The 14992-nt window shown below is 62.8% G+C and carries 11 protein-coding genes and 1 tRNA gene; 10 read left to right on the forward strand and 2 right to left on the reverse strand.

Going from position 1 to position 14992, the window contains the following annotated elements:
• The first annotated feature begins 12 nt into the window (after nt 1-12).
• From TEF_21275 to TEF_21305, 7 genes are all read left to right on the forward strand, one after another.
• Nucleotides 13-408 (forward strand): hypothetical protein, encoded by a 396-nt coding sequence (locus TEF_21275; protein ID ANK83049.1) that lies wholly within the window; start codon nt 13-15, stop codon nt 406-408.
• Entirely contained in the window at nt 405-1340 is a 936-nt protein-coding gene (locus tag TEF_21280; GenBank protein ANK83050.1) for a hypothetical protein, read from the forward strand. Before TEF_21275 ends, TEF_21280 begins: the two co-directional genes overlap by 4 nt.
• A 56-nt stretch (nt 1341-1396) precedes the next feature.
• Nucleotides 1397-1484, forward strand: a tRNA-Ser gene (locus TEF_21285).
• A gap of 1518 nt (nt 1485-3002) precedes the next feature.
• Complete coding sequence (locus TEF_21290; GenBank protein ID ANK83051.1) at nt 3003-5372, forward strand: hypothetical protein; 2370 nt, start codon at nt 3003-3005, stop codon at nt 5370-5372.
• A gap of 141 nt (nt 5373-5513) precedes the next feature.
• Entirely contained in the window at nt 5514-6038 is a 525-nt protein-coding gene (locus TEF_21295; protein ANK83052.1) for a hypothetical protein, read from the forward strand.
• Between the two features lie 1400 nt (nt 6039-7438).
• Complete coding sequence (locus TEF_21300) at nt 7439-8158, forward strand: hypothetical protein (protein ID ANK83053.1); 720 nt, start codon at nt 7439-7441, stop codon at nt 8156-8158.
• 236 nt (nt 8159-8394) lie between these two features.
• Nucleotides 8395-9606, forward strand: coding sequence for a hypothetical protein (locus TEF_21305; protein ID ANK83054.1), 1212 nt, complete (start codon nt 8395-8397; stop codon nt 9604-9606).
• Here the strand turns inward: TEF_21305 and TEF_21310 are convergent.
• Entirely contained in the window at nt 9599-10807 is a 1209-nt protein-coding gene (locus TEF_21310; GenBank protein ANK83055.1) for an integrase, read from the reverse strand. The genes TEF_21305 and TEF_21310 overlap by 8 nt on opposite strands.
• Nucleotides 10808-11138: 331 nt before the next feature.
• Between TEF_21310 and TEF_21315 the strand changes: the two genes are divergently transcribed.
• A complete protein-coding gene (locus TEF_21315; GenBank protein ANK83056.1) occupies nt 11139-11915 on the forward strand; it encodes an abortive phage resistance protein in 777 nt (258 codons plus the stop codon).
• 267 nt (nt 11916-12182) lie between these two features.
• Here the strand turns inward: TEF_21315 and TEF_21320 are convergent, their stop codons facing one another.
• Complete coding sequence (locus tag TEF_21320) at nt 12183-12731, reverse strand: hypothetical protein (protein ANK83057.1); 549 nt, start codon at nt 12729-12731, stop codon at nt 12183-12185.
• Between the two features lie 371 nt (nt 12732-13102).
• Here TEF_21320 and TEF_21325 point away from each other — a divergent pair, with 371 nt between their 5' ends.
• Both TEF_21325 and TEF_21330 read left to right on the forward strand, forming a co-directional pair.
• Nucleotides 13103-14116: a fatty acid desaturase gene (locus tag TEF_21325; GenBank protein ID ANK83653.1), complete on the forward strand. Its 1014-nt coding sequence runs from the start codon at nt 13103-13105 to the stop codon at nt 14114-14116.
• Complete coding sequence (locus tag TEF_21330) at nt 14113-14985, forward strand: transglutaminase (protein ID ANK83058.1); 873 nt, start codon at nt 14113-14115, stop codon at nt 14983-14985. Before TEF_21325 ends, TEF_21330 begins: the two co-directional genes overlap by 4 nt.
• Nucleotides 14986-14992: the final 7 nt, after the last annotated feature.

The following is a 14992-nucleotide window of genomic DNA, read 5'->3' on the forward strand; positions in this document are numbered from 1 at the left end:
AGGGAGAACGCAATGAAACCCGAAATGATCGTGCCCGACGGACAGGGCTGGGCGCCGAAGCACTTCCACATGGCCCCTGCGACGCGCGCGAAGGGCATGATCTGGATGTCCGGCGTGGTCGCCAACCAGAGCGAGGCGGGCGACGGCGCCATGGAGGCCGCGATCGAGCAGGCCTTCGAGACCATTGGCCAGACGCTCGCCGCGGCGGGCAGCGACTGGGAACACGTGGTCGACATCACCTCCTACCACACCGATCTGGACGGCCAGATGAAGACCTTTATGGCGGTCAAGGACCGCTATCTGAAGGGGCCGGACTACCCGGCCTGGACGGCGATCTCGATCACCGCGCTGGCCATCCCGACGGGCGTCGTGGAGATCAAGGTCACCGCCGTCGAGAAGGACGGGTGAGCGGAGTTTCCCAGGACTTCCTACGATCGGCCCGCCGGGCCTGGCTCGACTGGCTGGAGCACGAACGCCGCCTGGCGGCGCGGACGCTGACCGCCTACGCCGCCGACTTCGACGACCTGACGGACTTCCTGACCGGCCATCTGGGCGGTCCTGTCGACCATGCCGCGTTGAGCGCGCTCCGGCCGGCCGACCTGCGCGCCTGGCTCGCGGCCCGGCGCCGCCGCGGCGTCGGCGCGGCCTCCAATGCGCGCGCCATCGCGGCCGTCCGCAGCTTCTTCCGCCGCATGGACCAGATCGGCCGTCTGAGCAATCCGGCGGCCCAGTCGCTGGAGCCGCCCCGCAGCCCCCGCCGCCTGCCCAAGCCGGTCTCCGAAGCGGCGGCGCGGGCGCTGGTCGACGGGCCGGTGGCGACACGGCGCGACTGGCAGGCGCTGCGCGACCGGGCGGTGCTGCTGCTGCTCTACGGCGCCGGGCTGCGCATCTCGGAGGCGCTGGCGCTCACCGTCGACGACGCGCCGCTGGGATCGGCGGTCACGGTGGACGGCAAGGGCGGTCGGGCGCGCCGCGTGCCGCTGCTCGCGATCATCGGGGAGGCGGTCGAGGACTATCGCCGCGCCTGCCCGCACGAGGAGACGCCGGACCGGGCGCTGTTCGTCGGCGCCCGCGGCGGCGCGCTCAGGCCGGAGATCGTGCAGGCCGCGGTGCGGCGGCTCCGGGGCGCGCTCGGCCTGCCGGAGACGGTGACGCCCCATGCGCTCCGCCACAGCTTCGCCACCCATCTGCTGGGCGGTGGCGGCGACCTGCGCGCGATCCAGGAACTGCTCGGCCACGCATCGCTCTCGACCACCCAGCTCTACACCGAAGTCGACGCCGAAGCGCTGTGGGAGACCTACCGCCGGGCCCGTCCGCGCTTCGACCGCGGCGGTGGATGAATCGGCGACCATCGGGCTTGATCTGAGGACTCGCGCGGCTATAGTCCCGGCCTTCCGGAGGGATGGCCGAGCGGTTTAAGGCGCACGCCTGGAAAGCGTGTTGGGTGCAAGCCCTCGGGGGTTCGAATCCCCCTCCCTCCGCCAGTTCTCCTATCTAACATATTGACATTTATAAATAGTCTGTGGATTGATCTGCGAAAACCCCACCATCAACCCCACTATCTGATGGCCAAAGGCAGTGTTTTTGCCCCTGCGGCTGCGCCATCTTGCCATTCATCCGCCGCGCTGCGCCATCTACGGTCGGGCCTTTAGTCCGGCAGATCGACGCCCTGGAGGGAACAATCCCGCGAAAGGGGGGCCTCCCCCAAACGGCGGGGGGTGTCGTTTGTGTTCCTTTGGTACACCGGCCCGTTCAAAAATTTTTCGGGGCTTGTTTCAGGCCGTTTCGCCCCAAGCTGAGGCCAAACAAAGCAGGGGAACCGGAGCGCATGAAGCGTAGCAGTCCCAAATATGAGGGCATTCTTGCTGCGCCCATGAAACCAAGTGCCAGCAACCCGCTTGATATGCTCGAACGCGTGTTCGCTTTGAAAGAGCACTACAGGATCACAGGGAACCTGGACGAGGGCGGCTTGATGCAGCTCTTGCTTGCGCTTGCAGCTGATCATGTTCCTGGGTTCCGCTTCGCGGATGAGTCAGCGGCTCTGATTCCAGAAACGAGCGCCACCAGAGATTTGGTGCTCTTAGTGGAAGTCCACAAGTTGAGCAAGGATGGGGGCGGTCCGCACAGCGTAAGAAATGCAGCTGCAATTGTTGCGAAGCAGCGTCCAGACTTAGGCCTCACCGCTAAGAGTGCAAGAGTCAGATACGCAGAAATGATATCGAAAAATAGCGACAGAGGGTCAAAGCGACGTCTCGAGCTGGCGAAGCTCATTTCTCTTTTAGAAAAATCAGGGTTTCCAAGAAAGTTGTAGTCATCGGGATTTCAGCCTCCACTACAACTCCAAGATAGTTGTCTTCTCTGCTCAGGAAGCACCCCTCCGTTTCCGCACGGGTGCGCACTGGCAAGCAGCGAGGACGATATGAACACACGATCTGGAACCCGCATTGTCCGCGAGCGCGAGCGCGCGTTCATCACCGGTATCAGCCGCTCCACCTGGTGGCGACTTCATCAAGCTGGCGAAACACCCAAGAAGGTTCGACTGAGCAAAAACAGCGTTGGGTGGTTGCTCGATGACCTTCAAGACTGGCTGCGGGAACGCGCCGGCCGGGAGGTGGTGTGATGCAGCGCCTCTTCAAACTCGGTCCAATCTGGATGAGCATGGTCTCCGGGTGCCATACCAAGCCTTGGCGTAGGCCCGGCAGAGGCGCCGCGATGTCCGCTCTGGGGGTTGCATGTGATCTGTCTGACTGCGCATGCGCGGGCGCCCGGTTGCCGGAGTTCTATCATGAGGGATCGCTTCTTCGGGCAGTTCGTGTGGCTCATCGCCTTGGCGTCGATCAGCCTTCAAGGCCGATCGACAGCGTGTCGCCTCTGGCAGCTGGGATACTGCTAGCCAAGGGGCTACATATCTTCACGGTAAGCACCAGCGACGAGTTCGCAGAGGAATGGCTGAAATTCCTCACATGGGCTGCGCCCGACACCGAATTCCTGGAGCCGGGCCGATGAAGTCGATCTTCGATCTCTGGCCCGAGAAGGGCGAGCACTGCCTGTTCTCAGCCCGCGACGGTGGTCACCCCGAACACCATTGGGTCTCCGATCGCGCGGAGGCCGAAGCGAAGGCGCGGGAACTGGATAAGGCCGGTTGCGAGGTGTACTTCGCCCCTGCGGCCTTCGAGAAACAGAGCCGCAAGCAAGAGATGGTGGTGCAGGTCCAGAGCCTGTGGATCGACATCGACTGCGGGCCGAAAAAGCCATATGCCGCGGTTCAGGAGGGGCTTGCCGCTTTCAGTGAGTGCGTAACAACCGGGCGGCTCCCTCCCCCGTCCGCCGTCGTTCAGTCGGGACATGGCCTGCACGCCTACTGGAAGTTCAGTGAGCCAATCGTCTGTGAACGGTGGAAGCCGCTCGCCGAAGCCTTCAAGGCGTATCTGCGTTCTATCGACCTGAAGATCGACCCTGCCTGCACGGCAGATGGGGCGCGCGTGATGCGTGTTCCTGGTACGCACAACCGGAAGACTCAGCCGTTGAAGGTCGAGGTGCATTTCTCGGAAGCCGCGTACGACCCCGCAGAACTGGAAGAGCTGACAAGGGACTTCGCCAAACCGGAGTCCGGTCGGCCAGAGAGTTCGCGGTGGACGGCCGGCATGGAGCAGGAGTTTCCGCCGGCGCGTATCGAATCCATCGAGGAAGGGTGCGCCCAGATGGCCCATGTGAAGGCGGAAGGCGGCGCTGTCAGCGAACCCCTATGGCGTGCGGCACTGTCCGTGCTCTGGCGCTGTGAAGGCGGCAAAGACCTGATCCACGAATGGAGCAAGGGTGACCCTCGCTACGACACGGCGGAGACAACGGCCAAGGCTGACGGGACGCAAGGCCCCTATACCTGCGAGACGTTCGCGGAGCTAGGGGGCGACGAGCGGTGCACCGGGTGTCCGCACAAGGGCAAGGTGAAGAGCCCGATCATCCTGGGCCAGTCGCGTCTGCCCGCATTACCTGTTGTGCTTGATGGCGAGGTGCTTCCTCCGGGTGGCACCTGGACCGACGAGCGGCTTGCCGCCGCCTTTACGCACAAGTTCGCAGACCGCCTGCGATATGTCGCAGCATGGGGCGTGTGGATGATCTGGGATGGCCGACGCTGGCGAAGGGATGAGACCCTGGAGGCCAAGGATCTTGCCCGCCGCGTCTGCCAGGCCGTCGCGTCACAGGCCAAAGATAACGGCAAGGGGCTTGGCTCGCGTAGAACCATCGATGCCGTCGAGGCGCTGGCAAGGGCGGACAGAAAGCACGCGGCAACGGTGGATCAGTGGGACGCCGATCCGCTGCTGCTCAACACGCCCGGCGGAATGATCATGCTCGGGAGTGAGCCTGAAGTTCTGCCACATGACCCCGAACGCCACCAGACCAGGATGACGGCAGTAGCGCCCGATTTCGAAATGGACACGCCCCTGTGGGATGCCGTTCTCGACCGAATCACAGGGGGCGACGTGGAACTGCAAGCCTTCCTGCAACGGGTGATGGGCTACGGCCTGACCGGTGAGACAGGCGAGCACGCCGTGTTTTTCCTTTATGGCAAGGGCGCCAACGGCAAGTCCGTATTCGTGGAGACGGTTGCGGGGATCTTGGGCGACTACAGGTCCAACGCCCCGGTCGATACCTTCATGTCATCGTCGAATGACCGGCATTCAACTGAACTCGCGCGGATGCAGGGGGCGAGGCTGGTGACCGCGACCGAGACGCCGGAAGGAAGGCGCTGGGATGAGGCCAAGATCAAGGCCCTGACTGGTGGCGACATGATCACGGCTCGATTCATGCGACAGGACGACTTCGAGTTCAAACCGCAGTTCAAGCTGGTGATCTCGGGCAACCACAAGCCCGGCCTGCGAAGCGTCGACGAGGCTATGCGGCGGCGCATGCACCTGATCCCTTTCGACGTAACGATCCCGCCGGAAGAGCGTGATCCCCAGCTCTTCGAGAAGCTGAGAAGGGAATGGCCCGGCATTCTCGCCTGGATGGTGAAGGGCTTCATGGAATGGCGACGGATCGGGCTGGCACCGCCTGCCAGTGTCAGGGCGGCGTCGGATGAGTACCTGGAAGACGAGGACAGCTTTGGGCAGTGGCTGGAGGGGAACGTGGAAGAGGACCCTAGCGGCTTCATGTTGACCGGGCTGTTATATGCAGACTGGCAAGGGTACTGCATCAGGGCCGGGGAACATGCGGGAACGGAACGCCAGTTCAGTCAGAAACTCCGTGACAAAGGTTTCGAGCGGCACCGCACCAATACCGGGCGGGGCTTCAAGGTCCGTCTTGTCAAAAAATCTGGACATACTTCCGGGGCTGGTGACGGCAGTGACGCTTGTGACGGTAAAAACCCATAGTGCTCTATAGGCGAAACGAATGAACTTTTCCTAGAGGGTAATAGGAATCTCCCGTCACAAGCGTCACTCGCGTCACTTGTGCCGATATGGCACAATGCCAATAGCTTGCAGGCTTGGAACAACCGCATCTGGAACAAGACAATGAGCACAGGACATCGAGCCCCGACCGGCCTCACCGTCGACCAGGAGCGGTTTGCCCACCTGCTGTTGTCAGGCTACAGCCAGAGCGACGCCTACCGCGAAGTCTGGCCGCGTTCCCGGCGCTGGAAACCGGAGAGCGTCCACACGGCAGCCTCCAGGATGGCCGCCAAGGTCGCGCCAAGGTGCGCGGTGCTGCTGGAACTGGAACTCACGGGTGCGCGCCTCACGATCGAGCAGACAATCGAGGACCTGCACCAGGCACGCGAACTGGCGATGGAGAAGGGTGATGCGGCTGGGGCGGTGAGGATGACGGGTGCGCTGGCACGGTTGTGCGGGTTTCTCAGGAGGGCCGGTAAACGACATCGGCTAGACGATACTCGGGCTTTTGATCCAGCAAGCTTGCTCGCGGCGGTGCAGGGAAAGATGAACCCCAGTGAGCCTGTTGCCGACAGCCTCCAATCACGTCAGCCGGCAGCACCTGAAGCGTTACGTTGGCGAGTTCGATTTCCGCTATATCACCCGTGATATGACCGACGCGGAACGCGCCCACGAAGCTCCTCGGGCATCGCCGGCAAGCGCCTCACCCATCGGCGGACTGACGAAGCCCAAACTGCCTAGGCACAAGGCCCGCCGCTTCGTACGATGGCGTGCAAGGAAACGTCGGCAATAGGCGCGTGCGCGTTGCGCGACTAGTCACCGGGAACAGGAATGCAGACGTACCTATTGCGGAAGTTATGATCCAGTGGGCCTTCCTCCAGGGGGGTGTCGTCGAAACGGTCTTCAGTCGCGTCCGCTTCCTTCGTAAGCGACAGGGCAACTTCGGCACAATCGGCCGGATCTTCATGCCGATAACCTGTGTCGAGATTTGTTACCCCAATGTCTGATACAGGGATCAGGACGACCAGCGCCCAGACAATATCCACTTATGCCCCCCTTGCCGTGTATGGTTTGCGCCTTTTGCCGAAGGTGATACGGTACCTAGCCACTAGTCAATTTAATAGCCAAGAGCATCGTCCCCCGTTGACGCTAAGGAGCCAATAAAATGTGGAAATCAGGCCTGATATTGGCAGCAATGTTGCTGCCGGTTCCCGCAGTTGCTGGATGCGGACTTGCTTCCAATTGCTCGACGGATTCACAGGGAAATACTTATATAACGCGGGACAATCTGGGCGGTGGTCAGAATACTTATCGAAATGGAAGACTCCATTCTCAGACACAGCAGAATCTTTCTGGCGGGTACACAGAGAGGTTCAGCAATGGCTCAAGGCAGTATCACAGCACCAACCCATATAATCAGCCCGGTCCATCAGGGCCTTATGACAGCCAGCGAGACCCCTTTCGTATCAATGAATGACGGTGCTGCGCCATAGAAGCGGCTGCCTAGTTGGTTTCGTGGCGACTGCTTGATCAGGTCGCCGCATATTCACCCCAAGCCTGCATCAACTCCCGCCGCTTCTCCAGCGCATCCCCCCGCCGATACGCGCGCTCGGTGCTGTCGCCAACCACATGGGCCAATGCGGCCTCCGCAAGTTCCAGACGGAAGTCCGTTTCCCCGCTTACCCGATCGCGATCCTCTTCGGTCAACTGCCCGGCCTACCCATCGTCATATCTGCTGAGCAGCGGGGCTCCCGCCGATGCTGATCGAAACCGCCCGCGAGCCACATACTCCGCAGCGTAGAGACCGCTTCAACCTGTCCAGGGGGTAGTCCCCGCCCAGCCGTCTCGCCAGTGCAGCAAGATCCAGCGTCGAGCAATGGCGGCATTCGTCGCAGAAGGCGTGAACCTGGAAGCCACGGAAGTCGTCGAGGGTTTCAAGTATGATCGGGCGATGCATGAACGTCAGGAGAACACAGAGTGCCGCCGAACTTGCCTGTCATGGCGTCGCGCTGCATTGTGACAGCATCCGAATTTTCGTGGGGCAGGGAATGCGAGCGCTGATCCTATGCGTCGGGCTTCTCTTTCCCCAGCTCGCCCCCGCCCAGGTCCTCCAGGTCGATTATGAGGGCTTCACGGTCTGGGTCGATTGTGACCGGCGCGGGGCCGTGCTCTTTCATTACATCGCCGGCCCGGACACGGGTAACGAAGAGCGGGAATCCGACTACGAGCACGATCCGGAGATCCCGGCGCGGTGCCAGTCCCTGAGCACGGACACCTTTCAATCGACCATCCCGGATGGTGGTCCGCGTTATGACGTGGGTCACCAGGTACCGGCCAATCACATGGACGGCTCAGAGATCGCCATTGCCCAGACGAATTACTGGACGAACCTGCTGCCGCAGACGGCATCCATGAACCGAGGCGCGTGGCGCGAGACGGAAGATATCATCGAATGCCTGCGGGAGCTGGTTCCGCTGGAAGTCTGGGGCGGGCCGATATGGGGCGCGAACTTCGCGGATGACCGCTTTGTCGGCACGCATGGCATCCAGACGCCGGCCGCTTTCTGGAAGGTCGCTATCCGCATGGACAGCCGCGAGGCGAACGCATGGATCATTCCCAACGGGCCAGCGCCGCGCAGTTCGCTCGATCAGTGGCTGGAAGCTGTCGGGACGGTTGAGAAGGTGACGGGCCTGACGTTCAACGCGGCGGACAAGGACCTCAAGCCCGCGGCGTCATGGGCGCAGCCTGACGGATGCGACATCAGTTAGCGTGTGTGCGCCGAGTGGACATCATCAAAGCAATAGGGATGCGGCGCGCCCACGTCGCCATTCACTATGCTTTCAACCTCAATCGACATGTGAAGCGTTGAGTTGACTGCGACAGTCAGCGCCGTGGCGCGGATGTGTGGATCTATGGGGCGCAGCGGCTCTCATTTCTGAAGTCACAGCCTCCGGGAAACTCGGCGCGGTTCACTTGCCGCCAAGAATACAGGCGATGTAGGCTGATGAGCATGAAATGCCTTGTTCTGATTTTCGTCCTTGTACTGACAATGCCCTCACTCGTTTGGGCAGATTTCGATGATGGACTAAGGGCATACGACGCGGGTGATTACGCCACAGCGATTGAACAATTCCGCCGCGCCGCTGACCAGGGGCTTGCTGTCGCGCAACACAATCTCGGCCTCATGTACGATCAAGGACAGGGCGTAGCGGAGAACGACATCGAAGCGGTGAAGTGGTACCGACGCGCAGCTGAACAGGGCGATGCAAGGGCGGAAACCAGTCTAGGCGCCATGTATTACAAAGGCCAAGGGGTGGCGCAGGACGACGCCGAAGCCGCCAAGTGGTTCGGGCACGCTGCGGAGCAAGGCTACGCGAGGGCTCAGTTCCTGCTCGGCTTGATGTACGACGATGGCCGGGGCGTGGCGCAGGACAAGACCAAAGCCGCCAACTGGTACCGACGCGCCGCTGAGCAAGGCGATGAAGGGGCGCAAGTTGTGCTCGGTGGTATGTACGACGAAGGTCAGGGGGTGGCTCAGGATTATGCCGAAGCCGCCAAGTGGTACCGACTCGCCGCTGAGCAAGGCAACGCAGGCGCGCAGTTGCTGCTTGGCGACATGTACGCCAAAGGAAAGGGCCTGGCGCAGGACGATGGCGAGGCTTCGAAGTGGTTCCGACGCGCCGCTGAGCAGGGGCATGTAGAGGCGCAGTTCGTGCTCGGCATCCGTTATATGAATGGCCTGGGCTTGGCGCAGGACGATGGCGAGGCTTCGAAGTGGGTCCGACGCGCCGCTAAGCAGGGGCATGTAGAGGCGCAGTCCGTGCTCGGCTACATGTACAGTGCAGGGCGAGGCGTAGCCGAGAACTATGTTGAAGCCTACCGGTGGACCAGCCTCGCATCCGCAACAGGGCATGCGCGGTCCCGGCGATTACTCAAAGCTCTAAAGGGGGAGATGACCCCTACGCAAATCGCCGAAGGTCAGCGACTGGCGGCTGGTGGCAAGATCGGCCCAAACGTGGCGGGCTGGGATGCGGTCAGTCGGCCAGATATCAAGCGTATTCAACAGGCGCTGAGCCATCTTGGCTTCGATGTTGGCCCGATTGATGGCATCGCGGGCGATCGAACCAAGTCGGCGTTAAGGACCTTCCAGCGTGTTCGGGAGCTGCCGGTCGGTGAGCCGGATCCTGCGACGCTTGAGGCTCTCGGCATCAGGTAGGCGCGTTTCCTTCGCGGACGTAGCGAGCCCACGCATCCATCAACTCCCGCCGCTTTTCAAGCGCATCCCCGCGCCGGTACGCCCGCTCGGTGCTGTCTCCGGTGACGTGGGCCAGCGCAGCCTCGGCGATCTCGCGTCCGAAGTCCGTTTCCTCGCCTACCCAATCGCGGAAGGCCGAGCGGAAGCCGTGGACCGTGTAGGGCAATTCCATGCGGCGCAGGATCATGCCCATTGCCATGTTCGACAGCGGCTTTCCCTTCCGCTGGCCGGGGAACACATAGGCCGCCCCCAGGTCGGTATCCTCCGGCAGGAGTAGCTGCATCTGCTGTAGTATCTCGACCGCCCTGTCCGGGAGTGGGACGCGGTGGATGCGTCCCGCCTTCATTCGCGCGGCGGGCACGGTCCATACCGCCTTCTCCAAATCCATTTCGCTCCAGCGCGCGCCGGTGACCTCGCCGGTCCGTGCGGCTGTCAGGATCAGGAACTCCAGCGCCAGCGCCCCGGTTGAGGGCTGCGCCCTGAGTTTCTCAACGAACGCCGGAACGTTGCCATAGGGCATCGCCTTGTGATGGCCACGCGTCAGCTTCGCCCGCCGAGGCAACAGCTTGTCCAGATGCCCGCGCCAGCGCGCCGGGTTCTCCCCCTCGCGCAGCCCCTCGGCCTTGGCCGCGTCCAGAACATTCTCGATGCGCCCGCGCAGCCGAGAGGCCGTCTCCGCCTTCGCCGTCCAGATCGGCCGCAGGATCTCCAGCACGTCCGCCGTATCGATCGCATCCACGGACTTGCGTCGGATCGGCTTGCAATATTCGGTCAGCGTCATCTTCCACTGCGCCCGGTGCTTGGCGTTCCGCCACTCAGGGCCCTTGGCCTCGATGAATTGGTCCGCATACGCCCCGAAGGTGGGAATGGCCGTTGCCGTCTCCCGCACTGTCTGCCGTGTTGCGAGAGGATCGCGCCCCGCTTGCAGGCAATCGCGGTAATCCTGAGCCAGCTCACGCGCTTTGGCGAGTCCAACGCCGCCGCGCCCTGCCGGTCCCAACCCCATTTCCGTCCGCTTGCCGTTGCGCGTGTACATGAACGCCCAGTTGCGGCTGCCCGCCGGCGTGACGACCAGGTAAAGGTATCCGCCGTCGCTGTAGCGTCCGGGCTTGGCGATTGTGTCCACCTGGCGGGCGGAGAGCTTGTTGAGTACCCGAGCCATGGCTTTCCCTTTGCTTCCATCAACCCTACTACCAACCCTACTATGGAAGCGAGATCAGGTGAAACACCTTGATCAAGGGAGAGCGTATCATGATGCTGGAAAGCCGGAAACAAAGGGTTTTTGGGGAATGAATGAAACATCAAGAAACAGGGTGGACACGAAGTTAGGCGGACCCTCCCTCCGCCAGATGCCTATCACGTCATTTTATATCGTAATTTCAATATCATAGTTGAGAAGTCCGCTTGGGCTTCCCCACACGTTTTTCCCACACGCTTGGTCGGGACTGGCTCACTGACTTAAGGTGGAGTGAACCACCGTGTAGGCAGCTTCAATGAGCCTGGATTTCGACGACATACCAGACAGCCCGTTGGAACGGGCTTTGATGCTTCAAGATATGCTGATCGACTTGGCAGAGAATGGTGGGATTGATCAGGCTCTGTATCGTCGAATTCGGTCGGATTTTATGGAGGGCGAGACCCGGAACCTACTACCCCAATTTGTTCGCACAAGCCGGGACAGTGGGGCGCTTTGGGCGCATTTTCGACGGGTCGCGTACGGCAGCGGCGCTTGGGCGGCAAGGCGGGACCACATCCACGCAGAGTTTCAACCTCTCCTTGATCACTTGGAGGGGAGTAACAACGCCCCAGCCGATGCCGCGATCTCTGAGGCGCTCACGTCCTTAGACCCCGATGGGGTTCATCGCGCTTGGGAGCGCGCCTTGGGCCGACGGCACAGCGAACCGGAGGGCGCAATAACAGCAGCGCGGACGCTGCTGGAGACCGTCTGCAAGTACATTCTGGATGAGGCAGGAGAGACCTACGGAGACGATGACCTGCCTAAGCTCTACAATAAGACTGCCAAGCTTCTGAACCTTTCCCCCTCCCAACACACCGAAGAAGCGTTCAAGGCGATCCTAGGGGGCTGTCATACAGTCGTGCAGAACCTCGGCACGTTGAGGAACCGGATCGGGGATGCGCATGGGCAGGGAAAGAACCCGGTTAGACCGCTTCCACGTCACGCTGCCCTCGCCGTCAACCTGGCGGGGTCGATGGCCACGTTCCTAGTGGAGACATGGAAGGCCAAGACCACCGAGGGAACTGATTCCTAGCGGCCTTCTGGAAATCCTGCCGCAAATCTCTGAGCAGCTCTCACACTGCCGCGTCCTCCGCTCTTCCCCCATCGGGGTGGGCGACCTCGTGTAGGCGAGGCGTTTCCCCCTGCAGGCAAGGGGCGGTCGACCGGGCCGTAGCTACAGGGATGTGCGGACGGTCTAGCAAGGACCCACAATGCCTAGCTGGCGAAATTCGTATCGGCGCGAACGCCAGACAACCAGCGAATGGCAGTGAGGCCCTAGAGACAACTCCGCCGACCGCTTTCAATCGTCGCGTTGCAACGCCTCTGAAAGGGCATCCGCACTGATCTGGTGGCGCTCGAACAGCGCCCGGTAGCGCACAGTCTTGGGCAGCGGATTGGCACCAACGCTAATGTAGTTGCCGCCTGAACTAACAAATGGACGCTCATCGCCCCTCTTGAGCAGAAACAGCACGTAGGGAGCGTCACTGTCTCTATAGTCCTTCCAATGCCGCTCGTCCTTTTCGCCTATTAATAGAAGATAATCATATTTTTTTCCGCCGGCCTGCCCATAAATCTTGTTCCACTGCCATCGTCGCCCGGGACTTCCCTTTACAGAGACATTTGCCTTCGAGTATTTTACTTCGACACGCGCCCCGTTGGACATCTCCAAGTCGAAGAGTTCAGTGTGATGTGTGAGTTGACCTCCGGTGATAGCTGCAACGAGTTGCTCGCCTCTCGCGCCATAGCCGAGCGTTGTGTGCCCTTCCCAGAAGGCAAGTTTTCGCTCTAGTTCAATCACCCTAGCCTTGAGGCGCTCGTTGTCCTCTCGCAATTGCTCGGCCTCATTCATTCCGACTTCCCCCGCCTTGCTCGTGTTTAACAAGATGTACCGAAAAGGTATCCGTCAATCGAGCCACCTGGTACCAAATGAGCGATCCTTGGGTCGGCTCTATGGAGGAACGCAATACAGATGCGAGGGCGCTGCTCTTAGTCGAGACGTGGGCGCCCCTCCCTCACACCCGCCAAGGCGGAGGTGGAACCGGGGCGGTGTCGTCACCACATGATGATCAATGGCCTGCAGACGTCAGGCTTCGCGCCTGTCCGAAGCCTATGGAACAGGCCGTGCGGACGCGGCGCGCAGCGGCCGCCCGGCGCCTGATCCGGCCGCATCAGCGTTCCATCCCCGATTTCCGGGTCCGATTCCTCCTCAAGGGAGACAGCATGAGCCCACAAGCCGACCTTCGCCGCCACACGCGGCGATTCCAGGCGCCTGTCCCGCGCAAGGGCGTGTCCCAGACACTCACCTCCTTCGGCGGTTTCTTCGCCAGCTGTGCGGCGATGTACGTCCTCAGCGGGTTCTCCCACTGGGCGGCGCTGGCGCTGGCCCCGCTGGCCGCGGGCTTCCTGGTGCGCATCTTCATCATCCAGCACGACTGCGGACACTACTCGTTCTTCGGCGGACGCCGGGCGAACGCCGTTCTCGGTTTCGCCTGCAGCCTGCTGACGCTGGCGCCCTATGCCTCCTGGCGCCGCCAGCATGCCGGCCACCATGGGATCTGGAACGATCTCGACCGCCGTCAGAGCGGCGCCGACATCTATTCGTCCTGCCTGACGGTGGCGGAGTACCGGGCGCTCAGTCCCATGCGCCGCGGCTGGCACCGGGCGACCCGGCACCCGCTGGTCGCCAACCTGCTGCTGCCGCCGCTGGTGTTCATCGGCCTGTTCCGGTTCCCGTTCGACACGCCGCGGACCTGGAAGCGCGAGCGCCGCGCGGTTCACGTCACCAACCTGGCGCTGATCGCCATGTTCGGCGGACTGGGCCTGCTGCTGGGCTTCGGCGAAGTGGCGGCCGTGCAGCTGCCGATCATGGCGCTGGCGTCGATCATCGGCGTCTGGCTGTTTTCCGTCCAGCATCGCGGCGAGACCACGATCTGGGCGCGGAACGCCGACTGGGATCCGGTCACGGCGTCGGTGCGGAGTTCGACCTATCTGCGGCTGCCGGCCGTTCTGCGCTGGTTCACCGGCAATATCGGCTATCACCATGTCCATCACCTGAACCCCCGCGTGCCCAACTACCGGCTCCGGGAGTGCCACGAGTCCGCGCCGGCGCTGCGCGACGTGCCCACCCTGTCGTTCCGGGACGGGCTGCGCGCGGTGCGCTACTGCCTCTGGGACGAGGCGCGCGGCCGCATGGTCACCTTCCGCGAGGCGGCCGCGGCGGAGGCGCGAGCTTGACCCGGCTGACGGTGCAGCACCGCACGGCCTACCGCTACCGCGTTCCGGTCGCGCCGGGTCCGCACCGGCTGATCCTGCGTCCGCGGGAGAGCCGCACGCTGCAGCTGCATGCGCACGAGCTGGAAATCTCCCCCGCCGCCACCGTGACCTGGGCCAACGACGTCGCCGGCAACGCCATCGCGACCGCGACCTTCGGCGAACCGACGGACACCCTGGTCATCGACAGCACCGCCGAGCTGACGCTCGACGCCGACCGGTGGCCGGTTTTCGACATCGACGCTTCGGCGGCCAGCTATCCGTTCCTGCTGAGCGAAGACGAGATGACCGATCTCGGCGCCCTGCGGCTGCAGGCCTATCTCGATCCCGCCGGGCGGCTGCGCGAATGGGCCGAGGGTTTCGTCGCCGGCGCGGGCACCGACACGCTGTCGCTGCTCAAGGACATCGGCAACGGCGTCGCCGCCCGGATCGAATATGAGGAGCGTGAGGACGATGCCGCGCAGTCGCCCGTCGAGACGCTGGCCCGCGGCCGGGGCTCGTGCCGCGATTTCGCGGTGCTGTTCGTGGATGCCGTGCGCAGCCTGGGATTCGGCGCGCGGATCGTCTCCGGTTACCTCTACGACCCCGACCGGGACGCGATCGGTTCCGCCGGCGCGGGCTCGACCCACGCCTGGGCCGAGGTCTACGTCCCCGGCGCCGGCTGGATCATGTTCGATCCGACCAACCGCAGCGTGGGCGGCTTCAACCTGATCCCGACCGCGGTGGCGCGCCATATCCGCCAGACGATGCCGGTGTCGGGCAGCTTCGTCGGCGATGCGGCCGCATTCGAGGCGCTGGACGTGGCCGTGACAGTTACGCCCGCGCCGGCGTAGGCGGCCG

Source organism: Rhizobiales bacterium NRL2 (genome assembly GCA_001664005.1).
Lineage (GTDB): Bacteria > Pseudomonadota > Alphaproteobacteria > Minwuiales > Minwuiaceae > Minwuia.